General features: G+C 65.4%; 19 protein-coding genes. 9 read left to right on the forward strand and 10 right to left on the reverse strand.

All coding sequences use genetic code 11. The features are described 5' to 3' along the window. Positions 1-4: 4 nt before the first annotated feature. The 4 genes from CAP13_RS01520 to CAP13_RS01535 form a co-directional block, all read right to left on the reverse strand. The gene (locus tag CAP13_RS01520; protein WP_085829905.1) at positions 5-2860 is read right to left on the reverse strand and encodes a proton-conducting transporter transmembrane domain-containing protein; all 2856 of its coding nucleotides are present in this window, start codon (positions 2858-2860) and stop codon (positions 5-7) included. Between the two features lie 274 nt (positions 2861-3134). Continuing rightward, positions 3135-4322 (reverse strand): FprA family A-type flavoprotein, encoded by a 1188-nt coding sequence (locus CAP13_RS01525; protein WP_085829906.1) that lies wholly within the window; start codon positions 4320-4322, stop codon positions 3135-3137. Positions 4323-4478: 156 nt separating this feature from the next. Next, on the reverse strand, positions 4479-4874 hold the full coding sequence (locus tag CAP13_RS01530) for a helix-turn-helix domain-containing protein (RefSeq protein ID WP_085829907.1): 396 nt from the start codon (positions 4872-4874) through the stop codon (positions 4479-4481). 250 nt (positions 4875-5124) lie between these two features. After that, on the reverse strand, positions 5125-7191 hold the full coding sequence (locus CAP13_RS01535) for an elongation factor G (RefSeq protein WP_085829908.1): 2067 nt from the start codon (positions 7189-7191) through the stop codon (positions 5125-5127). Between the two features lie 244 nt (positions 7192-7435). Here CAP13_RS01535 and rlmD point away from each other — a divergent pair, with 244 nt between their 5' ends. The 3 genes from rlmD to CAP13_RS01550 all read left to right on the forward strand — a co-directional run bounded on the left by rlmD (position 7436) and on the right by CAP13_RS01550 (position 9889). Next, on the forward strand, positions 7436-8653 hold the full coding sequence (gene rlmD, locus CAP13_RS01540; protein ID WP_245798854.1) for a 23S rRNA (uracil(1939)-C(5))-methyltransferase RlmD: 1218 nt from the start codon (positions 7436-7438) through the stop codon (positions 8651-8653). A gap of 157 nt (positions 8654-8810) precedes the next feature. Next, positions 8811-9344, forward strand: coding sequence for a DUF7010 family protein (locus CAP13_RS01545; protein WP_085829909.1), 534 nt, complete (start codon positions 8811-8813; stop codon positions 9342-9344). A gap of 158 nt (positions 9345-9502) precedes the next feature. Further along, positions 9503-9889, forward strand: coding sequence for a VOC family protein (locus CAP13_RS01550; protein ID WP_218775282.1), 387 nt, complete (start codon positions 9503-9505; stop codon positions 9887-9889). A 116-nt stretch (positions 9890-10005) separates the two neighbouring features. On the opposite strand, the gene CAP13_RS01555 is transcribed toward CAP13_RS01550, so the two are convergent. Genes CAP13_RS01555 through nadA form a run of 5 tightly spaced genes read right to left on the reverse strand, consistent with a single transcriptional unit; the run spans position 10006 to position 14235 of the window. Beyond that, on the reverse strand, positions 10006-10539 hold the full coding sequence (locus CAP13_RS01555; protein WP_085829911.1) for a methylated-DNA--[protein]-cysteine S-methyltransferase: 534 nt from the start codon (positions 10537-10539) through the stop codon (positions 10006-10008). A 10-nt stretch (positions 10540-10549) separates the two neighbouring features. Further along, the gene (locus CAP13_RS09515) at positions 10550-11092 is read right to left on the reverse strand and encodes a transcription repressor NadR (RefSeq protein WP_097677656.1); all 543 of its coding nucleotides are present in this window, start codon (positions 11090-11092) and stop codon (positions 10550-10552) included. Between the two features lie 15 nt (positions 11093-11107). After that, complete coding sequence (gene nadC / locus CAP13_RS09520) at positions 11108-11965, reverse strand: carboxylating nicotinate-nucleotide diphosphorylase (protein ID WP_097677657.1); 858 nt, start codon at positions 11963-11965, stop codon at positions 11108-11110. Then, positions 11953-13233, reverse strand: a complete 1281-nt coding sequence (locus tag CAP13_RS01565; protein WP_085829912.1) for an L-aspartate oxidase — start codon at positions 13231-13233, stop codon at positions 11953-11955. The genes nadC and CAP13_RS01565 overlap by 13 nt, the downstream gene beginning before the upstream one ends. 21 nt (positions 13234-13254) lie before the next feature. Next, positions 13255-14235 (reverse strand): quinolinate synthase NadA, encoded by a 981-nt coding sequence (gene nadA / locus CAP13_RS01570; RefSeq protein WP_085829913.1) that lies wholly within the window; start codon positions 14233-14235, stop codon positions 13255-13257. A gap of 326 nt (positions 14236-14561) precedes the next feature. Between nadA and CAP13_RS01575 the strand changes: the two genes are divergently transcribed. Then, positions 14562-14909, forward strand: coding sequence for a DUF2200 domain-containing protein (locus CAP13_RS01575; protein ID WP_085829914.1), 348 nt, complete (start codon positions 14562-14564; stop codon positions 14907-14909). Positions 14910-15010: 101 nt separating this feature from the next. Here the strand turns inward: CAP13_RS01575 and CAP13_RS01580 are convergent, their stop codons facing one another. Then, complete coding sequence (locus CAP13_RS01580; protein WP_085829915.1) at positions 15011-15589, reverse strand: hypothetical protein; 579 nt, start codon at positions 15587-15589, stop codon at positions 15011-15013. A gap of 122 nt (positions 15590-15711) precedes the next feature. On the opposite strand from CAP13_RS01580, the gene trxA reads away from it, so the two are divergent. The 5 genes from trxA to CAP13_RS01605 all read left to right on the forward strand — a co-directional run bounded on the left by trxA (position 15712) and on the right by CAP13_RS01605 (position 21417). Further along, on the forward strand, positions 15712-16032 hold the full coding sequence (gene trxA / locus CAP13_RS01585) for a thioredoxin (RefSeq protein WP_085829916.1): 321 nt from the start codon (positions 15712-15714) through the stop codon (positions 16030-16032). Positions 16033-16423: 391 nt separating this feature from the next. Further along, a complete protein-coding gene (locus CAP13_RS01590) occupies positions 16424-16672 on the forward strand; it encodes a hypothetical protein (protein WP_085829917.1) in 249 nt (82 codons plus the stop codon). Between the two features lie 3 nt (positions 16673-16675). Beyond that, positions 16676-17155 carry a nickel-responsive transcriptional regulator NikR gene (nikR, locus tag CAP13_RS01595; protein WP_085829918.1) on the forward strand — a complete coding sequence of 160 codons (480 nt, stop codon included), beginning with the start codon at positions 16676-16678 and terminating at the stop codon, positions 17153-17155. Between the two features lie 6 nt (positions 17156-17161). Next, positions 17162-19963, forward strand: a complete 2802-nt coding sequence (gene hypF, locus CAP13_RS01600) for a carbamoyltransferase HypF (protein WP_085829919.1) — start codon at positions 17162-17164, stop codon at positions 19961-19963. 617 nt (positions 19964-20580) lie between these two features. Continuing rightward, on the forward strand, positions 20581-21417 hold the full coding sequence (locus CAP13_RS01605; protein ID WP_085829920.1) for a PRD domain-containing protein: 837 nt from the start codon (positions 20581-20583) through the stop codon (positions 21415-21417). Positions 21418-21786: the final 369 nt, after the last annotated feature.

Raw genomic sequence — 21786 nt, forward strand, 5'->3', positions numbered from 1 at the left:
CTCCTTAGATGAACGGCGTGAGGAGCACATATGACAGGTTCACAAGACCCGCCACCAGCGCCACGAGCCAGGCCAGCTTCAGGCAGGTCTGCCACTTCACACGCGCGAAGTTGTTATCGATCCAAATCTCGAAGAACCACACAGCGGCGACCACGACGAGCGCGACCACGCCGGAGAGGGGGCTGTCCCAGATGAAGAACATGCCGACCCACATGAGGAAGAGCACGCTCTCACACCAGTGCATGATCTCCACCTTGGCGAGGGTGCGGCCGCTCATCTCGGTGGTGATGCCCTTGACGAGCTCCTGATGCGCATGGTGGCTGTAGGAGAGGTCGAACGGGGATTTCCGAAGCTTGATCGTGAGGATGAACAGCAGGCCCGCGAAGATCGGCGGCAGGACCGTCACGATGGGCGCGGGCAGGCGGGTGAGCTGGACCACGTCGAAGGACTGCGTGGCGGCGAAGAATCCCATGGTCATGATCAGCAGCATGGGCTCGTAGCTCATGACCTGCAGGCACTCGCGATCGGCGCCGGTGTCGGCGAAGGGCGAGCGGGCCGAGTAGGCCGCGATGACCACGAAGAGCGTCGCCAAAGTGACCAGGAAGACGCACATGAGCAGGTTGGAACCGGAGACGAACATGCCACCGGCCACCGTGCAGGAGATGAGGGCGCAGGTGATGTAGGCCTCATCCACGGCGTTCACGCTCGCCTGCTCCTTCTGGAGCAGCTTGCGCACGTCGTAGTAGGGCTGCAGCAGGCGCGGGCCCACGCGACCCTGCATGCGCGCCGAGAGCTTGCGGTCGAGACCGTCGAGGAGGCAGCCGATGATGGGAGCCGCGATCGCGAAGCACACGATGCCGATCAGGATGCCGGGGAGGCCGGGCCCCACGAGCAGCACGTTACGCTCGCTGAAGAGCATCGGGACCGAGAGCAGCGCCGGGCTCAGCATAAGGCTGACGGCAAAGGCCACGAAAAGCACAGCCGAGCTGATGATCACGCCGATGCGCGTGATCAGGGGCTCGCCGAAGATGTCCTCCATGTACCAGTTGCGCTTGGAGGAGGTCATCGTACGACCCATTGAACCGTGGTAGCGACGGGTATCGGGATCGGTGCACTGACCGCCCAGGTAGACCTCAACGCGCTTCTTCTTGGTCGCGCGACCCCAGGGTGTGAGCAGCACGATGGCGATGAAGACCACGATGACGACCATGATGACCAGGTTGTCGATATCGATGAGGCTCGGTGCCTCGGCGTAGACGCCCGCGAGGTAAGGTCCGACCACACCCTGTGAGAGCAGGGGCAGGGCCACGCAGCTGAGCAGCAGGAGCACGGCCACGGAGCCGATGGCCGCCCACTCGGTGCGATGCACGCCGCCCTCCTCGTTCTCAGCGCGCTGCGGCACGCCCGCGAGTTTGCCGAGCCACTTGGCCCAGAAGAAGAAGGTCGCGGCCGATCCGAAGGCGAGCATGACGAGGAAGGGGGCGTTGCCCGTCTCAGCGAAGGAGACCAGCGTGGCCCACTTCGAGATCAGCATGCCGAAGGGCGCCACGAACATGCCCATGATGCCGAGCATCATGAAGCGCGTGAGGCGCGGCAGGCGGCTGAAGAGGCCGTCCATGTCCTCGATGTTGCGGCTCCCGATGCGGTGCTCGACGGTTCCCACGCAGAGGAAGAGCAGGGACTTGGATACCGTGTGGAAGATGATGAGGAAGACCGCGGCCCAGACGGCGGGCGGGGTGCCCACGCCGGCGCATGCGGAGATGAGGCCGAGGTTGGCGATCGTGGAGTAGGCGAGCACGCGTTTGGCGTTGCTCTGGGAGATCGCCATGAAGCTGCAAAGCAGGAAGGTCACGCCGCCGATGAAGACCACCATGAGCGAGGCGACGGGGACCATGAGGAAGAGCGGGGCGAGCTTCACAAGGAGGAAGACGCCGGCCTTGACCATCGTCGAGGAGTGCAGCAGGGCGCTGGTGGGGGTGGGGGCCACCATGGCTCCGAGCAGCCAGGAGTGGAAGGGCATCTGCGCGGCCTTCACGAGACCGGCCACCGCGAGCAGCATGAGCGGCAGCACGAGTCGCTCCGTGCCGACGATGGCAGCGAACGCGGGCAGCGCGGAGAGGGACAGCGGGACGCCGGCGCCGTGCATGAGGATGATGGCCACATGGAAGGCGATACCGCCGATCATGTTGAGGTTGATCTGCAGCAGGGCGCTCTTCTTGGACTCCTCGTTCTGCGCGTAGCCGATCATCAGGAAGGAGCAGACCGTGGTGATCTCCCAGCCGGCGAGCATCCAGTCCATGTTGTCGGAGAGGACGATGATGAACATGGCCGAGAGGAACAGGAACATGAGCGCCATGAACTGATGACGGCGATCGGGGGCGCCCTCACCCTGGTGGGCCTGGAAGTCCTTCATGTAGCCGAGAGCGTAGACGCAGATCAGGCTGCCCACGACACCCACGATGAGAACCATGATCACCGAGAGGTTGTCGATGTAGAGCGGCGTCGCGCCGTGCTCGGTCGACTCGAAGGCGAGCACGCCGCACCAGATCGCTGTGGCGAGCTGGACGGCGCCGAGGCCCAGGGCCCAGGCGTTGCGGTAGCGGATCGCGTAACTCAGGATGATGAAGCCGAGCAGCACATCGATGATGGCGGCAGCGTAGGTGCCCAACTCAGCGACGGATACGGGGACCTCGAAGAACGCCGGCGCGTTCAGGTAAGTCACCGCGGTGAGCGCTGCGAGCATGGCGATGATGATCGCCGCCACGATGGCGATCGGATCGCGCTGGGAATCATCCCGCGCGACGAGCAACAGCGCCGCCGCGACCAAAGGCACGGCGATCAACATTCCTATTATGGCCATAAATACCCCTCTGTACGCACCGGCCGTTTGTGATGCATTTATGGATGGTATCACGGGGCGCGGACACCTCGGGTGGCGGGCAGGCAAAAAGCTCGCGCGCCGGGCCCACGCCTATCCGCGCCCCACCACCATATCTGCGGGCTGCAGCCCTCTTCACCCAGCTATCGCACGCTCGCCCCACGTCGGCTAGGGGAATTTGGGCGCGGTTTGCAAAAAGGGGTGGCCGCCCGGCCACCCCTGTGAGATTCGATTCGCCAAGCGGTGAGCTGGGACCTTACGCCTGCCTGTTCTGCTCGATCACACGGCGGACGGTCTCCTGCAGCTCGGTGAGCTTCGCCTCATCGGGGATCCACTGCTGCGTGATGACCGGTTCGGGGAGATTGAACTTGCAGGTCTCGAGCGCCTCGTACACCTGCTTGGGGCCGAGCGGCGCCCAACCGTAGCTGCCGAAGGCCAGACCGATGCGCTCGGGGTTGCGGGGCATGAGGCCGCGCATGTAGGCGAGGAAGCCGGCGACGGTGGGCAGCATGTTGGAGTTCAAGGTCGGCGAGCCCACGGCGATGTAACGCGCGTCCATCATCTCGAGGATCATGTCGGAGGACTCGGTCGCCTTGATGTCGTAGAGCGTGGCCGGGATGCCCTCGGCGATGAAGGCGTCGGTGATCTCGCGGGCCATGTGCTCGGTGGAGTGCCACATGGAGTCGAAGGCGATGACGGCCTTCTCCTCAAGCTGGTACGTGGTCCACGCCTGGTACTTCTCGATGATGTCGGCGATGTAGCTGCGCCAGATGCACCCGTGGCTCGGGGCGATCAGGCGGATGTCCAGGCCGGCGACGGCCTTCAGGGCGTTCTGCGCCTGGGGCCCGTAGGGCAGCACGATGTTGGCGTAGTACTTCTTGGCCTGGCGGAAGAGCTCGCAGCGGTCCACCTCATCATCGAAGCGCTTGGTGGTGGCGAAGTGCTGGCCGAAGCAGTCGTTGGAGAAGAGGATCTGGTCCTCGGCGCAGTAGGTGACCATGTTGTCGGGCCAGTGCACCATGGGCGTCTGAACGAAGGAGAGCGTGCGTTTGCCGATCGAGAGGGTGTCGCCCGTCTTCACGCCCTCGACCTCGATGCCGAAGTGGGCGCGGAGCTCGTTCACGCCGGCCGGGGCGCTCGCGTAGATCGTGGCGTTGGGGGCGTACTTCTGGATCACCGGGATGCTGCCCGAGTGGTCCATCTCGACGTGGTTGGCGATGACGACCTCGATCTTGGAGGGGTCAACCACCTGGCTGATGCGCTGGATGAACTCATCGGAAAACGTCGCCTTGGCTGTATCGATGAGCGTGACCTTCTCATCCATGATGAGATAGGCGTTGTAGGTGATACCCCGCTCGGTGGCGTAGCCGTGGAACGAGCGCTCGTTCCAGTCGATACCACCGACCCACCAGACATCAGGGCTGATCTCAATTGCGTTGAGCATGGAATCCTCCTCGGTAACCGTGCGAACATCGCCCATCATATCATTGAAGATGCAGGGTATTCGCACGCACCGAAAAGGTTCCGAGAAGCACAAGGGGCCGCTGTCCATGACACCCCGGACGCGGCCCCTTCAGATGTATCGCTTCGTTTGGTGCGCTCAGCTGACAGCGCGATTCTTCGGCTTGCGGCCGCGCGGGCGGTCGATGAGCGCGTCGGCGCCACGTTCCTTGTACTGCCGGCACCAGGTCTTGACCGAGGACTCGCTCGGGACGCCGTACTTGATCATCACATCGCGGACGGACTTCCCGCCCTCGAAACGGTCTTTCACCACAGAGAGCTTGAGCTCATAGGGGTAGATGCGATGCGTCTTCCCCGCGTTCATCACCGCGGACGCTCCGCCCACCGCATAAGCCCGGGCCCACTGACGCGCCGTTGCCTCGGGAAGGCCCAGGGCACCGGCGAGCGCACGGTGACCCGACCCGGAGGCCAGCACCTTCACCGCACGGCGACGCGTCTCCGCGTCGTAGGTCTTCCTGCTGTTTGTACGCGCCATCTTCGTCCATTCTCCCGATCGCAATGGGTTAGTCTATGAATAACTATCTATGGTAACACGCATATTGTGAACTACGAGTCACATTTGCTTACAGCCTAGTCACTTCCGCGACGGCACCGGGCCCTGTCCCTAGGGGTGTCGATGAGGATTTCCAAATCCTACATTCCCGGTGTAGAGATTAGGAGACGGCGGGTTCCGCACACGCGAAGCGCACGAAACCCGCATGAAGATGGAGGATGCGCGAAATCGGCTACCTGCCCTGAGCGCGGCTCTCCTCATAGAACTCAACCAGGTGCCGCTGAACGTCATAGGGGACCTGCTCGTAACCAGCCGGTTCCATCTCGAAGTCGCCGTTGCCGCGCGTGAGCGAGCGCAGGCGCGTGGCGTAGTCGGTGAGCTCGGCATAGGGCACCGTTGCCTTGACGACGGTCTCGCCGCGCTCGTTGGAATCCATGCCGGTTACGCGGCCGTGTGAAGCCGAGACGTCGCCCATGACCGCGCCGGCATAGCTCTCGGGAATCGTCACCGTGATGTCGCGCATGGGCTCGAGCACCACCGGATCCGCATCGGCGCAGGCCTTCTTGAGCGCGATGCGCGCGGCAGCGCGGAAGGCCATCTCGTTGGAGTCCACGGGGTGATAGGAGCCGTCGTAGCAGGCCACGCGGATGCCGGTGAGCGGGTATCCGGCGATGACGCCCTCGCGCATGGTCTCCTGGACACCGCGGTCGACCGCGGGGATGAGCGCGCGCGGGATGCGGCCGCCCACGACCTCGTCGGCGAACTCGTAGTCGGTGCCGTCGAGCAGCGGCTCGACGCGCAGGTAGCAGTCGCCGAACTGCCCGGCGCCACCCGTCTGCTTCTTGTGACGGCCCTGGGCGCTCGCGACGCGGCGGATCGTCTCGCGGTACGGGATGCGGAGCGGCACGATGTGCGCCTCGACCTTGGTGCGGTCCTCCAGGCGGCTCAAGAGGACGCTCACCTGAGCCTCGCCCACCGCCGAGATGATGGTCTGCCCCGTCTCCTCGTCGCGTTCGATGCGCATCGTGGGATCTGCCTGGCATGCCTTGTCGATGAAGGTGAACAGCTTCTCCTCATCGCCGCGGTTCTCCGCCTCGATGGCGATCCGGTACTGGGAGTTCGGGAACTGGAAGGCAGCGGCCTCGACCTTGCCGGACACAGAGAGCGTGTCGCCGGTCTCGGCGGAGAGCTTGGGAACCACCACGATGTCGCCGGCGTACGCGTGACCGACCTCGGTCATCTCGCGGCCGCACATGACATTCAGGTGCGCGAGGCGATCGCCCTTGCGCGTGCGCGCGTTCACGAGCTCGAGCCCGGGCTCGATGGTGCCGGTGATCACCTTGATGAAGGAGAGCCGGCCCTGGACGGGGTCGTTCAGAGTCTTGAAAACGAAGACCACCGGGCGATCGTCCTCGGAGGAGATCTTCAGCGTGCTGCCGTCGATGAGCGGCATCTCGCCGTGGTCGGTGGGCGCGGGGAAGTAGGAGGCGATATCGTCCATAAGCGAGTTGACGCCCTGCTCCTTGATGCAGCTGCCCACGAAGACGGGGACGAAGAGGCGCTTGGCGATGGCCGTGGCCATGAGACCCTCGATCTCCTCCTGGGTGAGCTGCTCGCCCTCGAGGTACTTCTCCATGAGGTCGTCGTCGGCCTCGGCGACAAGCTCGGTCAGGGTCTCGTGCGCGGCCTCCGCCTGCGCCCGGTACTCCTCGGGGATCTCGAACTCGGTCTGCTTCGTGCCCTCGCAGCGACGCGCCTTCATGCGGACGATGTCGATGATGCCGTTGAAGTCATCGCCCGTGCCCCAAGGCAGGGTGACCGCGCCGAGGCGCATGCCGAAGCGCTCGCGGAGCAGGGCCATGCAGGCATCGTAGTCGGCGTCGGGCCGGTCGATGCGGTTGATGAACACCGAGCGTGCGAGGCGCAGGTCCTCGGCTGCGTACCAGAGCTTCACGGTGGTGGGCTGCGGTCCCGCTGCGGCGTCGACCACGAAGATCGCCGCCTCGGACACACTCATCGCCGCGTAGGCGTCGCCGATGAAGTCGGGGTAGCACGGGGCGTCGAGGACGTTGATGCGGACCGTCTTCCAGTCGATCGGCGCGATGGCGGTTGAGATGGAGAACTCGCGCTTGACCTCCTCGACGTCGTAGTCGAGGGTCGGCTTTGTGCCGTCGTGACCGCCCAGGCGGGCGGTCTTGCCGGATAGGTGGAGCATGGCCTCCGCGAGCGAGGTCTTGCCCACCCCGCCTTGGCCTACGAGCACCACGTTCCTCACATTGCCGGTTTTGGGTGCGCCCATGGTAACCTCCTTCGCGCCCGCATCGGACCAGGGGCCCCGTGTGGGCAGTCGGCATATCGGTAGGTCCAGCCTAGCTGGCCCAGCAGGGAACCCCCGTGCCTTTTCGCCCAACGTGTGCAGGCAGACGGTGATTGGCTACGTGACCGTACGAATTACCTGGATGCGAACGTTTGAGAGCGCGTCCGTCATATCTCCGGTGCACGTCAACCGCTACAATGTCCTCATGACACCAAGGAAACGACAGATGAGCACTGACGGCCCCTGCCCCGTCATGCGCGCCTGCGGTGGCTGCGAGCAGCTGGGCCTCCCCTATCACAAGCAACTCGCCCGCAAGCAGCAGGCCATGGAGGATCTCTTCCGCCCCCTGTTCACGAGCGCCGGCTGGGACATCACCATCGATCCCGTCGTGGGCATGGGCGGCCTTGCGGGCGACGGCAAGCTCCCGAGCCCGCGCGGCTTCCGCTACAAAGCGACAACGCCGTTCGCCCCCGGTCCCCAAGGCACGGTGCGGCACGGCCTCTTCGCACGGGGGACGCACCGAATCATCGACATCCCCGGCTGCCCCGTGGAGGCGCCGGGCGCTCGTGACATCCTCACGCGGGTCACCGAGGCAGCCGAGGCCTGCCACATCCCCGCCTATGACGAGGACCGCCGCCGCGGCCTCCTGAGATACGCCGTGCTCCGTCTGGCCTGGCGCACCGACGAGGGTCTGCTCACCCTGGTCACCGCCCAGCGCGACATCCCTCATCAGCATGCGCTCATCGAGCGCCTACGCGCCATAGATCCGCGCATCACCTCGATCGCGCAGAATGTGAACCCGCGTGCGACGAACGCCATCTTAGGTGCTGAGACCCGCGTGCTCGCCGGCCCGCCGCGCATGCGCGACCGGTTGCTCGGCTGCACCTTCGAGATATCCCCTGGGGCGTTCTACCAGACCAACCCCGCCCAGACCGAGGTCCTCTACCAGCTCGCCATCGACAACATGGACCTGCAGGAGGGCGATGTCCTGCTCGATGCCTACTGCGGCAGCGGCACCATCGGGCTCTGCGCGGCCCAAGCTGTCCATCAGGCCGGTGTCGATATCCAGCTCATCGGCGTGGAGCGCAACGCCCAGGGCATCACCGACGCGCGCCGCAACGCCGAGATCAACGGCCTCGAAGAGCGCGCCACGTTCGTAGCCGAGGATGCCACCGCCTACCTGCGCCGGGCGGCCGCCGACGAGGAGCACGTCGACGTCCTGGTTCTCGATCCGCCACGCGCCGGCTCCACGCAGGCTTTCCTTGAATCCGGCATCGCCCTCGGCCCCCGCCGTATCGTCTACATCAGCTGCAACCCGGTCACGCAGGAGCGCGATCTCGCAGTGCTGGCGCGGGGCGGCTACCGCCTGGAGCGCTTCACGCCGGTTGACATGTTTCCACACACCCCGCACGTTGAGACGGTGGCGCTGCTGACTAGGTCGTAGCCGCGTCGGTCCGCTTGCTGCACGCCGGCACGCGAAAGCCGACCGGTCGGCGGAGCTTACAGAAGGCAAACAATGCACAGGTGAGTAGTGGGATACGCTTCACCTACATGCATATTGCTTATCTGGTGCAGAAAAATAGCATAGGAAAGGTTAAATAATGAGTCTTGATGAATTACGAAACGATATTATCGTTCGTCAGAAAAAAGGCCTGCCGTTTATCGCGGCATCCACCGTCATCTGGCTCTTGATCGCCGTCGTCGCATCGATGGACATCCCCCTCGATCTCAAGAACCTCCTGGTATTCTGCTGCTCAGCCCCGCTCATGCCCCTTGCCTGGCTTATAGGGAGGGGGCTCGGCGTCAACATCTTCTCAAACGACAATGAATTGGGTCATCTCGGATTTCTATTCACGATGAATCAGGTCCTGTACCTGCTGATCGTCATCTGGGCATATAACGCGACCCCCGAGAGCATGATCATGGTGCACGCGATGGTCTTTGGCGCTCACCTCTTGCCATTTTCATGGCTGTACAAGTCGCGGTCATACCAGTTCTTCGCGGTCATCGTCCCCATCCTCTCCCTCATCCTGGGGAACTTGTTCGGCGGGTTCGCCGTCGCAGGCACGTTGACCGCCGTGGAGATCGTCTTTGCCCTCTCGCTCTGGCGCGAAGTGAAGACATTCGAGGCGTAGCCCGGTTCGCCCATACGGTTCGGCGGACGCCTGCAACCTGACGGCCTTTTGGGTACTCAGTAGGGGGAACCTCGTATGACGGGGTTCGGGAATCTCGACACACGTCACACCCCCCAGACAAAGGAGGCGCCCATGATCAAAGCCGTTAACTGTACCTGGTGACCGATGGAAACGGCCAGGAAGCCGTGAAGTTCTACACCGAGGCGCTCGGCGCCGAGCTCATCGACATGACCCTGTTCAAGGACAAGATGCCCAACTGCCCTCCGGAGCAGCAGGAGCTCGTTATGAACGCCCAGCTCAAGGTTGGCAACCAGCGGATCATGCTCTCGGATGAGAACCCGCAGTTCGAGTACGAGCACGGCTACAACATGACCGCCGCCATCATCGTCGACAGCGTCGACGAGGCGAAGAAGCTCTACGAGGCCCTGTCCGCAGATGCTCGCAAGATCACCATGGAGTTGCAGGAGACCTTCTGGAGCCCGGCGTACGCCAACCTCGAGGACAAGTTCGGCATGATGTGGCAGATCTCAACCGAGCTCGATTAACCACGTTTCCGGGCCTTTGTTAGCGGCAGCCTGGCACGGGTCATCAGGGAGCTTGAACTCGATGAGATCACCGGCGCAGATAGCATAAGCGGGGCGGCATCGCAGCTGTGGCCACGCTAGAGCGCCGTGCCACGCTTCGGCACGAAGAGATTCGAAAGGTCCGCCCGCTCCAGCTCGAGCAGACGGACCTTCTTCTCAATGCCCCCGGCATATCCCGTCAGGCTCCCGTTCGTGCCCACAACGCGATGGCACGGGATGATGAGCGAGATCGCGTTATGCCCCACGGCCCCGCCGACGGCCTGCGCGGACATTCGCTCAAGGCCGCGGGGCCGGGCAACCTCCCGGCCGATCTCCGCATACGTCATCGTCTCTCCGAACGGGATGGTCAGCATGACCTCCCACACGGCCTGCCGGAAGGGCGTCGTCCTCATGGCAAGGGGCGGCGTGAAGTCAGGCTCCTTCCCGCTGAAATAGATATCGAGCCAGCGGGTGGTCTCCTCGAAGACGGGGAGCATCTCCTCGCGGGGCCACTCTCCAAGGGTCTCGGGGAAGTACTTCTGCCCGTCGAACCAGAGCCCGACCAAGCGCTCGCCGTCGCTCGCGAGGGTGATGCCGCCGAGCGGGGAATCGTAGTGACAGGTACAGTCCATGCGCCCCCCCCTATCGCACGTCGCGCTCGTAGGGCAGGACCTCCGCGAGGAATCCGCGGGCATCGAGGGCCTCCTCGATCTCGTCCAGGCGCTCCTCGGTATCGGCCGTGATCCGGTGGAAATGGTAGCCGCTCGTAACCGTCATCAACGGGACGCTCTTGCCGCTGTTGATGTCGGCGAGGTAGCGGCCCACATCGCGCCGGCAGCGGATGTCGAGCTCGGCGGTGATGGCCCCGTACACCCGGTGGTTCACCATCACGTTCTGCACGGCGCCACCGAGGTCCACGATGCAGTTGAGCTCCTCCTCCACCTGGTCGGTGGTGTGGTGCACCTTGATGAGCCGCGTGGGCAGGCGCGGCCCGGGTCCCTCGCGCAGCACATAGCCGCGGGCCGTCGCAACCACATCGTCGCCGTTCGCCCGCAGCAGGGCGATGTCCTGCACGATCACCTGGCGGCTCACGCCCACAGCCCGTGCGAGGGCACTGCCCGAAACGGGCCCGCTCGCGGCATGCAGCTCCTGCAGAATGGCAGCCCTGCGCTCAACGCCCTTCATCGCGACCGTGCCTCCTCACGCACCCTGCATCCGCAGATGCTTCAACGATAGGTCAAGGATACCCGCCGAGTGGGTGAGCGCGCCGGACGAGATCACGTCCACCCCGGTCTCGGCGATCGCCTGCGCATTCCCCTCGTCCACGTTGCCCGAGGCCTCTGTGACCGCCCGGCCGCCGATGAGCTTGACCGCGGCCCGCATCGCATCGAGATCCATGTTGTCGAGCATGATGATGTCGGCGCCCGCCTCCACAGCTTCGCGCGCCATCGCGAGCGACTCGCATTCGACCTCGACCGTGCAGGTGAAGGACGCGTGCTGCCGTGCGGCGCGGATGGCCGCCGTGACACCGCCCGCCGCGTCGATGTGGTTGTCTTTCAGCATGACGGCGCTCGAGAGGTTGTACCGGTGCGACCGGCCCCCGCCCGCACGCACGGCCTCGCGCTCGAAGATCCGCATGTTCGGGCAGGTCTTGCGGGTGTCCACGAGCACGGCCCCCGTCCCCTCGAGGGCACGCGCCATCCGCCGCGTCGCCGTGGCAATCCCGCTCATGCGCTGCAGGTAGTTCAAGGCGACGCGCTCCCCGGAGAGCAGAGCGCGGACGTCGCCCGCCACCCGACCGAGCACGTCGCCGGCGGCGACCTCGTCCCCATCGGACACCGTCGCTACAAACCGGGCGTCGGGGTCGAGCAGCTGGAAAGTCCGCTCGAAGACGGCGAGGCCTGCGATGACGCCGCCCTCCTTTGCGATCAGCTCGACGGTGGCCGACCGGGGCTCGGGGCAGACCGCAGCTGTGGAGACATCCTCGAAACTGATGTCCTCGCGCAGGGCCTGGCGGATCAGGTCGTCGGCTGCGAGGGTAAAGGTCACCGGGTCCATGCAAACTCCTGTTCAACGTGATTCCCTGACGGAAGAGGCAGCGGCAGCGATGCTCCTGTCGAGATCCGCCATGCCGCCCGCCGGGCCCAGACCAGGGATTCAAGTAGGCTGTTGCTCGCCAGGCGGTTGCGTCCGTGCACGCCGTTGCAAGCGGTCTCGCCCGCCGCGAAGAGCCCGGGCATACTCGTGGCCCCGTCCGCATCGACGGAGATGCCGCCCATGAAGTAGTGCTGTGTGGGCACCACCGGGATGGGGTCGTGGAGAATATCGAGCCCAAGCGCCTCCAGGCAATGGGCGCGGATGGTCCCGAAGTGGCTCAGGATGACCTCGGATGCGACCCGCTCGAACGAGAGGCTCACGTGGTCCGTGCCGTCGATGCGCATCTGCTCACGAATGGCGGCGGCGACCACGTCGCGCGGCTGGAGCTCGTCGGTGAAGCGCTCGCCGGCTCGGTTGAGCAGGATGGCACCCTCCCCGCGGCAGCTCTCAGAGATCAGGAAGGTGCGGCCGGGCCCCTCCCCATAGAGCCCTGTGGGATGGATCTGCACGTAGTCGAGGTGCTCGAGCGCGACGCCCCGCTCAGCCGCGATCATGCAGGCATCGCCGGTGAGCTGTGGGTAGTTGGTCGATCGGTCGTAGAGCCCCCCGATCCCGCCGCAGGCGAGGATCGTCCGCAGCGCACGCACACGGAAGCAGGCGCCCGCGTCCTCGCGCAGTTCAGGTGCCGTACGCGTGGACTCCTCCGGTGCAACCAGGCGCACCAGGGCCCCGCCGCAGCGGCCACCCGCAACAAGCAGGTCGACCATGGCCACGCGCTCGAGAATCCGCACATTCGGCAAGGCGCGCACGGCGTCGAGGAGGCGCGTCGTGATCTCTTTCCCCGTGGTGTCGGCGTGGTAGCAGATCCGCGGCCGCGAATGCGCCCCCTCGCGGGTGAACGCGAGGCCGCCGCTCTCATCGCGCTCAAACGCCACGCCCAGGCGCACGAGGTCCGCGATGATCGCGGGGCTCGAGCGGATCATGATCTCGACGCTCTCCCGCCGGTTCTCATAATGGCCCGCGCGCATCGTGTCCTCGAAGAAGGCGTCGTAGTCGGCGTCATCCGGCAGGACGCAGATCCCGCCCTGGGCGAGCATCGAATCGCATTCCTCAAGCGCTCCCTTGGAGAGCATCGTGATCGCGCAGGTGCGCGGGAGGTTGAGCGCGGCGTAGAGCCCCGCCACCCCGCAACCGACGATCAGCACATCGCAGCCTAGATCCTCATGCATGGTTCCTCCCTTGCGCCGACCTCAGCGGGCCGCGAGCTCGAGCATCCTGTCGAGCGCCGCGCGCGCCCGCTCCCGTGCCGCGCCCGTGAGGTCGACCTCAACCTCCCCGGTGCCTCGGTCCAAGCACCTCACCAGGCTCTCGACGGTGATCATGTCCATATTCACGCAGGTGGGGACCGTGCGCGTGAAGTAGAAGCGCTTGCCTTGACCGGCGCACCTCCGCTCCAGCTCGTGCAGGACCCCGCGCACCGTCACGATGATGAACTCGCGTGCCTCGCTCGCCTCCGCGTAGCTGATGATCCCCGCGGTGGATCCGATAAAATCGGCCTCGGAGAGCACCTCCTCAGTGCACTCGGGGTGCGCGAGGATGAGCGCCCCGGGATGCTCCTCCTTGAGGTCGATGAGCTCGTCCAGCGAGATCGCCTGATGCCGGGGACAGAAGCCCTTATTCAGGATCACGTGCTTCTCTGGCAGCTGCTCGGCCACGTAGCGGCCGAGGTTGCGATCGGGAATGAACAGCAGGTGGCGCTGGGGCAGCTCAGAGCAGATCTTCACCGCGTTGGACGAGGTCACGCAGACGTCGCTCCAGCTCTTGACCTCCATCGTGGAGTTGACATAGCAGACGACAGCTAGGTCGTTCCCCCAGGCGGCCCGCGCCTCCTCGATGGTACGGCGCTGCACCATGTGGGCCATGGGGCAATCGGCCGCGGGCTCGGGGAGCAGGACCGTTTTCTCCGGGTTCAGGAGCTTGGCGCTCTCGCCCATGAACGCCACGCCGGCGAGCACGATGGTCTCGGCGGGCAGGCTGTTCGCGAGCTTGGCGAGGTAGAAGGAGTCACCCACGTAGTCCGCGAGCTCCTGGACCTCGGGCGCGACGTAGTAATGGGCGAGGATCACCGCATCGCGGGTGGCTTTGAGTTCCTCGACCGCGCGCTTCAGGTGGGCCAGCGGATCCGTGCCGCGCTCCAGCCGATCCCCTGCCGTCGCGACCCCATGCTCCATGATCAATCCTCTCACGTTGTTGCAAACGCACGCAGTATGGCACGGTCGCCTCAAACTGACAAGACACCTGTCATGTCTTATAACAAGACGATGGGTGGGAGGCGGATCAGGAGACGGGGCGGGCCCACGCGACTGCCCCCCCTATCAACGACGTTGCCGCGGCCTTCGTCAACGGCTAGGGCGGGTCCGCGCGCCCGTCTCCCATGCAGCAGGCTTTCTCCCGCTGGGTCATCGCACCGTCCAGGATTGGCTCCATGCAACCCCGTCTCAGAAGGAGAGAAGCGGGTACACCGCAGGCAGCGGACAGATTCTCTGAAAGGAACAGCATGACACGCAAATCCGTCGCCGAAATGAGCTTCGCGAACGTGTACGGGCTCCTCATCAAGAAGGCCGAGCGCCGCGGCCGCACGCGTGCCGAGGTGGACGAGGTCACCTGCTGGCTGACCGGCTACACCGAGGAGGCCATCGAGGACATGATCGCGTCGGACCCCAGTTATGGCGCATTCTTTGACGGCGCGCCCGCCATGAACCCGCGCGCCGACCTCATCACCGGGGTCATCTGCGGGGTGCGGGTCGAGGAGATCGAGGACCCGTTCATGCGCAAGGTCCGCCAGCTCGATAAACTCGTCGATGAGCTCGCCCGTGGCAAGGCCATGGAGAAGATCCTACGGTAAGCCCTGGCCCCGAGCCGTCGCGCGCGATAAGGTTGCTCGGCCACGCGCTGCGTTATCGTAGGGCAGTCGTTCCCATCGCCGAGCGGAGAGGTCGCGCTCCGTTAGACCGGCGACCCAAGGGGTGGAAGCTGCTTCAGATACGCCCAGGAGACCTGCTTCTCGTGCGGGTCATCGAGTCCGGCCTCGAATCCGCTGAGCGCGAGCACACGACGGCCGAGCACCGGGATCACAATCCCGGGCTGCAGCATCGCCGCGTTGAAGTCCTCGACCATCGCTAGGTCATCGGCGTAGGCCTCACGCATGAGGTCGGCCGCTGCCGCGTCGAGAAGCACCACTGCCTCGGGGTCCAGCGCCTCAACCGCCTCGCGGAACAGCTTGGGGCTCAACCCCTCACCCGGATGCGCGGCGGTCCCGTCGCCCTCATCCGACACGCAGGAGAGACCGCAGAAATCCTCAGGCTCCCATCCGATCGCTGCGAGCGCCGCCCGCAGCGCGACGCCGTCGGCGCCGACAAGCAGAGGTCCGCCCCCGCGCTCAGACTCGTTCAACACCCCTTTCACCAGGAGGATTGGCGAGAACCCGTTGCCGCTGATCACCACCCCGCGGCTCTCGAGGGACCGGACCTCCTCGATGGCGGCATCGGCCAGCGCCCGTTTTCGTTCTACGGAAGATATGGACATACCGTGCCCCCTCCTCGTTTGGACCACATTCTACCGCCCTCTGCAAGCTTTGGGATCTCATGGGTATAACGCAAGCGATCGCAACACCGCTCGCCTACGCGAGCCGTCTACTGGAGGACACCATGGCCAACGTCACTGAGGTCACCGCCTCGAACTTTGATGAACTGCTCAAGGAGGACCTGCCGGTCCTCGTCGACTTCTGGGCGCCGTGGTGCGGACCCTGCCGCACCGTCTCCCCCATCGTCGAGGAGATCTCCGACGATCTCGCCGGCCGCCTCAAGGTCGCCAAGTGCAACGTGGATGAGAACCAGGACCTCGCCATGAAGTACGGCGTCATGTCCATCCCCACGCTGGTTCTGCTGAAGAACGGCGAGGAGATCCACCGCGTTGTGGGCGCCATGCCCAAGGCCCGCCTCGTCGCCGAGATCGAGCCCAAGCTCTAACACGTGCTCATCCGGCGCCGGGTTTCATAGGCCGCGGCGCCGATCATTGAATATGCCTTCCTTTCCCGGGGCGCCTCGCAAGGGGCGCCTTTGTTGTGCGTAGACACAGCGGGATAGGCGCCCCGCAAGCAGGATCCTTCCCGTTTTCTGTCAAAATGAGGGGTTATTATATTGAAGTTTTGACAGAAAACGGGAAGGATCGAGCGAAACCGCATGCCAGACGAGCGGTCCTGCACGCCAAACGGGCGAGACTGCGTGCCAATCGAGTGAGGCTGTACGCCAAACGAGTGCGCTCGCACGCCAGGTTTGCCTTTGCCCCCCCTGCTTCCGCTGCCATATACTTGACGACATCGCGCCGCCTTGTGCGGCCACCTGATGCGAGGAGGACGTCATGCATGACATCGGTATGAACATGGGCCAGCTCGAGATGAGCGTTCGCCAGATCGACGACACGATCCAGCTCGCCCATGAGTGGAGCCATCTGCTGCTCCACGCCACCGAGAACTACGACATGGAGCGCATCGGCGACAAGCTCGAAGCGGCCATAGCAGCCCTCGATGAAGCCCACGAGGCGCTCGCCGGCTACCCCGACGCCATCGAGGCGGATCATAACTCCGTGGGCTCTGTGAAGCTGGTGTAGGCGATGTCGGCGCATCCCGGCGACGGCGCACCAGATGGGACCTCAGGGGCCGCGCCCGGCGGTGACCTGGTGCGGTTCTCCATCACCATGCCCGAGGACCTCCTGCGAGCCTTCGACGCCCAGACCGCCCGCCGCGGCGACGGGGCCAACCGCTCCGGCGCCATCCGCGACCTCATCCGCGCCTCCCTCGTCAAGGAGCAGCAGCGCACCCCCGATGTCGAGGTGATCGGCTCGCTCACGATGATCTACGACCATCACACGGGCGACCTCACGCGTCGGCTCGACGAGGTCCAGCATGACTACACCGCGGAGATCGTCTCCACGATGCACGTGCACCTCGACCACCACAACTGCCTGGAGATCCTCGCTCTGAAGGGACGGGGCGAGCGCGTCTACGAGCTGGCCGACCGCCTGCTGGGACTCCGCGGCGTGGCCCACGGCGAGCTCACCTGCGCCGCCACCGAGAGCAGCCTGGGGCTGTAGCCGCAGATGCCGGGAGCGCGCATCCACATCACAGGCGTCGTCCAAGGCGTCGGCATGCGGCCGTTCGTGTACCGCGAGGCCGTGGCCCACAACCTGGGCGGATGGGTGCTGAACGCCGGCGATGGCGTGCATATCGAGGCCATAGGGGCTAGGGAAGCCATCAATTCCTTCGTGGAAGACCTGTCGGCGCACGCACCCGCCGCGTCGCGTATTGAGCGCGTCCTCGTTGCGTGGATGGACGCGGCAGACGCGACTTGCGAAGGAACGGAGGGCCGCGACGCAGGAGAAGACCAGGTAGGTGGCCCTGCGGCGAGCGAGCCGGACGGCAGCGCGGAGGGAGTCGCCGAATGCGGCGCTGCAACTGAGGGGCCCGGAGCCGAAACCGTGCAGGAACCGGCGCCTGTCTTCCGCATCGTCGCCTCCACGGACGACACGGCGCACACCACCCTCGTCTCCCCGGATATCGCCACCTGCCCCGACTGCCTGCGCGAGCTCTTCGACCCCGCTGATCGACGCTACCACTACCCGTTCATCAACTGCACGAACTGCGGTCCGCGCTTCACCATCATCGACGACCTGCCCTACGATCGGCCGAAGACCTCCATGGCCGCCTTCCCCATGTGCCCCACCTGCGCTGCCGAGTACGCCGACCCCCTCGACCGGCGGTTCCACGCGCAGCCCGACGCCTGCTTTGAATGCGGGCCGCACATCACATGGCGAGAGCGGACGGAGGCGGTTGACAGCGAGACGGAGCCCGACGCCGCAGGTGGGCGACCGGTGACCAACGCGGCCGATACGGAGCGGGTCGCAAACCGTGAGCCCGGCGCCAAGAACCAGCCCTCATCCCCCGCAGGCTCGGAGAACCTTCCTCTCAGCCCCAACGCCCCGGGCAGCGGGCGCGCGGCATCCGCTGTTCCGTCCCCGTCCGCCGTGGCCGCTGTGGGGCGCACCCGTGCTGAGAGCGACGCGATCATCGAGCGGTGCGTGGCACTGCTGGCGACGGGGGGCATCGTGGCTATCAAGGGCCTCGGCGGCTTCCACCTCGCCTGCGACGCCGGCAACGAGCGGGCCGTGCGCGAGCTGCGCCGCAGGAAGCGCCGGAGCAACAAGGCCCTCGCCGTGATGATGCGCGACGCGGACATGGCGGCTTCCATCTGCCAGGTGGACGCTGAGGAGCGCAGGCTCCTCGAGGGCTCGGTGCGCCCGATCGTCCTGCTGCAGCTGCGCGCGGCGGAAACGTGCCCGCAGGACGCACCCCGCATCGCGCCCGCGGTGACCGCGGGCCTGCCCGAGCTCGGCGTCATGCTCCCCTACACACCGCTGCAGCACCTGCTGCTCGCCGCAGCCAGCGCGCGCGGCATCGACGCCCTGGTGATGACCAGCGGCAACATCAGCGAGGAGCCGATCGAGATAGACGATGCGACCGCTTGGGAGCACCTGGTGGCCCCCGGCATCGCCGACGCCCTCCTCGGCAACGACCGAGCCATCCTCACCCGCTACGACGACTCGGTCGTGCGCGTGGTGGGCGTGCAGGTTATGCCGGTTCGGAGGGCCCGTGGCTACGCGCCGCAGCCCCTCCCCTTGCCACCGTCAGACGACGCCGGTACGAGCGTCCTCGCCTGCGGCCCGGAGCAGAAGGCCACCGTCGCCCTCACGCGCGGGACGCAGTGCTTCGTATCGCAGCACATAGGGGATGTGGAGAACGGCGCGACGCTGGCCGCCTGGCATGAGGCGCGCCGGCGCTTGGCGGAGCTCTTCGCCATCGAGCCCACCGTCCTCGCTTGCGACCTGCATCCGAGCTACCTCACGAGCCAATGGGCCCGTGCAGAGGCCATGACAAATGGGCTGCCCCTGGTTGAGGTCCAGCACCATCACGCACACATCGCGAGTGTGATCGCCGAGGGTGTCGCGGACGGGCGGCTCGCGGACGGGGAACAGGTGATCGGCCTCGCGTTTGACGGCACGGGCGCGGGCGCCGATGGGACGGTCTGGGGCGGCGAGGTGCTCCTGGCCGATCTCACCGGTTTCGAGCGAGTCGCACGGCTGCGTCCCTGGCGCCTGCCCGGCGGGGCGTCCTCGGTGCGCGACGCCCGCCGCAACGCCTTTGCCCTGCTTATGGGCTGCGGACTTGCGGACCATCCCGGCGCTTCAGCGCTTGCGAGCGACCTAGGGGAGGGGGTCGTCGGCATCATCGAGCGCATGGTTGACCGCAAGATCAACAGTCCGCTCACGAGCAGCATGGGGCGCCTGCTCGACGCGCTCGCCGCGCTCGCCGGCATCTGCGGGGAGGCCACCTACGAGGGAGAGCCTGCGATCCGCCTGGAAGCGGCGGCCTGGCGCTGGATGAACGTCATGGGACGAGGCTCAGCGCTCGACAGCGGGACCTCGAAACGTTATCGCTTTGACCTCGCTGAGGTTGAGTTACCCGGAGACGATCCAGCGACTGCAGACGTGCGGGCCCGCGTGGGCGAGCATGTGGGCGAACGCCTCATCGAGATCGATCCGGCACCGATTGTTCGCTCAGTGCTGGATGACCTGGCCGAGGGTCGTTCTTGCGATGAGATCGCCTGGCGCATTCACCAGGCTGTAGCTGGCGCATCCGTTGAGGTTGCGCAACTCGTCTCCGCGCAGACGGGGGTCAGGACCGTGGCCCTCTCCGGCGGCGTTTTCATGAACCGCATGCTCGCCATGGGTGTTCCCACGGCACTCGAGCATGCCGGTCTTACCGTGCTCATGCCCCACGCCATCCCGGTGAACGACGGCTGCATCGCCTACGGTCAGGCGGCCGTGGCGCGTGCCCGCCTCTAGGCGGAGGGCCCTCTCGATCTGCGTGGAATATTCTGAGGTCGCTCTGGATGCCCTGCGTGGGCCCAGGCCCCTCTCGAGCCTCGCAGGAATATCCTCATGGGCTGCCGCGCTCTAGCATTCTGCTCCCCTGGCCAAAAATGCCGCGAAACAGTGATGTGCGACGTCCTGCAGCGCCCTCTGCCCCGCATTTGCACAACCATGGTTATTCATATGAAGCGCATCGCAGCGTTCGAGGATCGAGATCCCTTGTCGCTGAGCTATGCGGAGGGGCAGGATCACTGTTTCGCGGCGTTTTTGGCCATTGCAGCGGATCTTTGCGTAAAGGGGTCGCGACCTATTTGGTGACGGCGCTCAATCGACGCCATGATTTAATCGGCACAATGGACTCAGAGCCGCTCGCCGGCTGCAGGCCCCGAGTCGCGTCTCTCAAACCTGGGCGCATACATAGAACGGCAGAGAAACGTCATCTCGAGACGGTTGCAGGGGCATTCTGCATGAGGGCGCGGTCGAAAGTAGGTTTCCTCGGGCACTTGTGGACCGGCGAGTAGGTGCGTCGCGCGCCGTCCGGCGCCTATCGATGTGGTATCTTCGGCACCAGCTGAAGGGAGGAATGTAGCGTGCGCGTGGTCAAGCGGATCAACAACAATGCAGCTATCTGCGAGGACGCGGCAGGCCGCCAGCTCATCGCACTCGGCCGCGGCATTGGGTTCGGCGACCTCCCCCGTGAGGTCAGCCTCGCCGACGTGCAGCGAACCTTCTACGACATCGATGACAAGTACCTCGCCCTCATCGACGAGGTCGACCCCACCGTCCTCGAGTTCGCGGCGCAACTCGCCGACCTCGCAACCCAGCAGCTCTCCTACGATCTCAGCCCCAACCTCCCTATCACCTTGGCCGACCACACGCAGTTCGCCCTGAAACGCGCCCGCGAGCACCTGATCCTCCCCATGCCGCTCTCCTTCGATATCGAGCAGCAGCACCCCCTTGAATATCGGCTGGGTGAGATCGCGGTTCGCGGCATCCGGAAGACCTTCGACGTTCGCCTGCCTGCAAACGAAGCCACCGGCTTCGCGCTCTCGCTTCTGAACGCCGCCGTGACCCCCAGCCAGCGGCAAAACGCCGCGAGCAAGGCCGAGGACGAGCTCCTCGAGCGGTTCACCCACCTCATCGAGGAGCGCTTCAATATCACCGTCGATCGACGGTCCTTCGCCTTCTCCCGATTCGCGACGCACATCCGCTACCTGCTCAAGCGGGTTGAGGACGACCGGCCGATCGATTCCGGCAACGCGGGCCTCTTCGGGCCGCTCTCCGAGCAGTATCCCGAGATCGCGGCCTGCGCGACGGAGATGGGCTACATGATCGAAGAGGCATTCGAACGCACCGTCTCCGAAGAGGAGTTGGTCTACCTGATCATGCACATCAACCGGATCGTGGCGGTGCAGTCGACGCCCTAGGGATCTGTCTGCAGCGGCACGTGGAACAGCACCTCTGATAGGCTGCGCCACTCGACACGCCGACGTAGGCACAGCGCCTCGGACAGCCAGCGTCGCTCGACACGCTGCTGCAGGAGCATCGTTGGGATACGCGCCATGGCGCAGGGAACCGCCCGCTTCCGGAGCCGGAGCCGACGCCGATGCGCACGATACGGCGTGGCGCCCCCATCCCTCATCTACCGTCCACCGCGCCAAATCAACCGCTCACCCGAAAGCGCTCAACCCATCCTTGCACGCGGTGCGCGCCTGTCACAAACTGTCGCACACGTTGGGTGTTACTCGCGGCTTGCTCCGAGAGGCATTACCGGCCTGCAGACGGTCATGGACCGT

Source organism: Collinsella vaginalis (assembly GCF_900176655.1).
GTDB lineage: Bacteria > Actinomycetota > Coriobacteriia > Coriobacteriales > Coriobacteriaceae > Collinsella > Collinsella vaginalis.

What these genes read in the sequence shown, in the direction of transcription:
- CAP13_RS01545 (WP_085829909.1), top strand. Translation starts at nt 8,811, where the DNA reads ATGAGTCTTGATGAATTACGAAACGATATTATCGTTCGTCAGAAAAAA.
- nadC (WP_097677657.1), bottom strand. Translation starts at nt 11,965, where the DNA reads ATGGACCCGGTGACCTTTACCCTCGCAGCCGACGACCTGATCCGCCAG.
- CAP13_RS01575 (WP_085829914.1), top strand. Translation starts at nt 14,562, where the DNA reads ATGACACGCAAATCCGTCGCCGAAATGAGCTTCGCGAACGTGTACGGG.
- CAP13_RS01580 (WP_085829915.1), bottom strand. Translation starts at nt 15,589, where the DNA reads ATGTCCATATCTTCCGTAGAACGAAAACGGGCGCTGGCCGATGCCGCC.
- CAP13_RS01535 (WP_085829908.1), bottom strand. Translation starts at nt 7,191, where the DNA reads ATGGGCGCACCCAAAACCGGCAATGTGAGGAACGTGGTGCTCGTAGGC.
- CAP13_RS01565 (WP_085829912.1), bottom strand. Translation starts at nt 13,233, where the DNA reads ATGCATGAGGATCTAGGCTGCGATGTGCTGATCGTCGGTTGCGGGGTG.
- CAP13_RS09515 (WP_097677656.1), bottom strand. Translation starts at nt 11,092, where the DNA reads ATGAAGGGCGTTGAGCGCAGGGCTGCCATTCTGCAGGAGCTGCATGCC.
- CAP13_RS01525 (WP_085829906.1), bottom strand. Translation starts at nt 4,322, where the DNA reads ATGCTCAACGCAATTGAGATCAGCCCTGATGTCTGGTGGGTCGGTGGT.
- rlmD (WP_245798854.1), top strand. Translation starts at nt 7,436, where the DNA reads ATGAGCACTGACGGCCCCTGCCCCGTCATGCGCGCCTGCGGTGGCTGC.
- CAP13_RS01530 (WP_085829907.1), bottom strand. Translation starts at nt 4,874, where the DNA reads ATGGCGCGTACAAACAGCAGGAAGACCTACGACGCGGAGACGCGTCGC.
- hypF (WP_085829919.1), top strand. Translation starts at nt 17,162, where the DNA reads ATGCCGGGAGCGCGCATCCACATCACAGGCGTCGTCCAAGGCGTCGGC.
- CAP13_RS01555 (WP_085829911.1), bottom strand. Translation starts at nt 10,539, where the DNA reads ATGGACTGTACCTGTCACTACGATTCCCCGCTCGGCGGCATCACCCTC.
- trxA (WP_085829916.1), top strand. Translation starts at nt 15,712, where the DNA reads ATGGCCAACGTCACTGAGGTCACCGCCTCGAACTTTGATGAACTGCTC.
- CAP13_RS01590 (WP_085829917.1), top strand. Translation starts at nt 16,424, where the DNA reads ATGCATGACATCGGTATGAACATGGGCCAGCTCGAGATGAGCGTTCGC.
- nikR (WP_085829918.1), top strand. Translation starts at nt 16,676, where the DNA reads ATGTCGGCGCATCCCGGCGACGGCGCACCAGATGGGACCTCAGGGGCC.
- CAP13_RS01520 (WP_085829905.1), bottom strand. Translation starts at nt 2,860, where the DNA reads ATGGCCATAATAGGAATGTTGATCGCCGTGCCTTTGGTCGCGGCGGCG.
- nadA (WP_085829913.1), bottom strand. Translation starts at nt 14,235, where the DNA reads ATGGAGCATGGGGTCGCGACGGCAGGGGATCGGCTGGAGCGCGGCACG.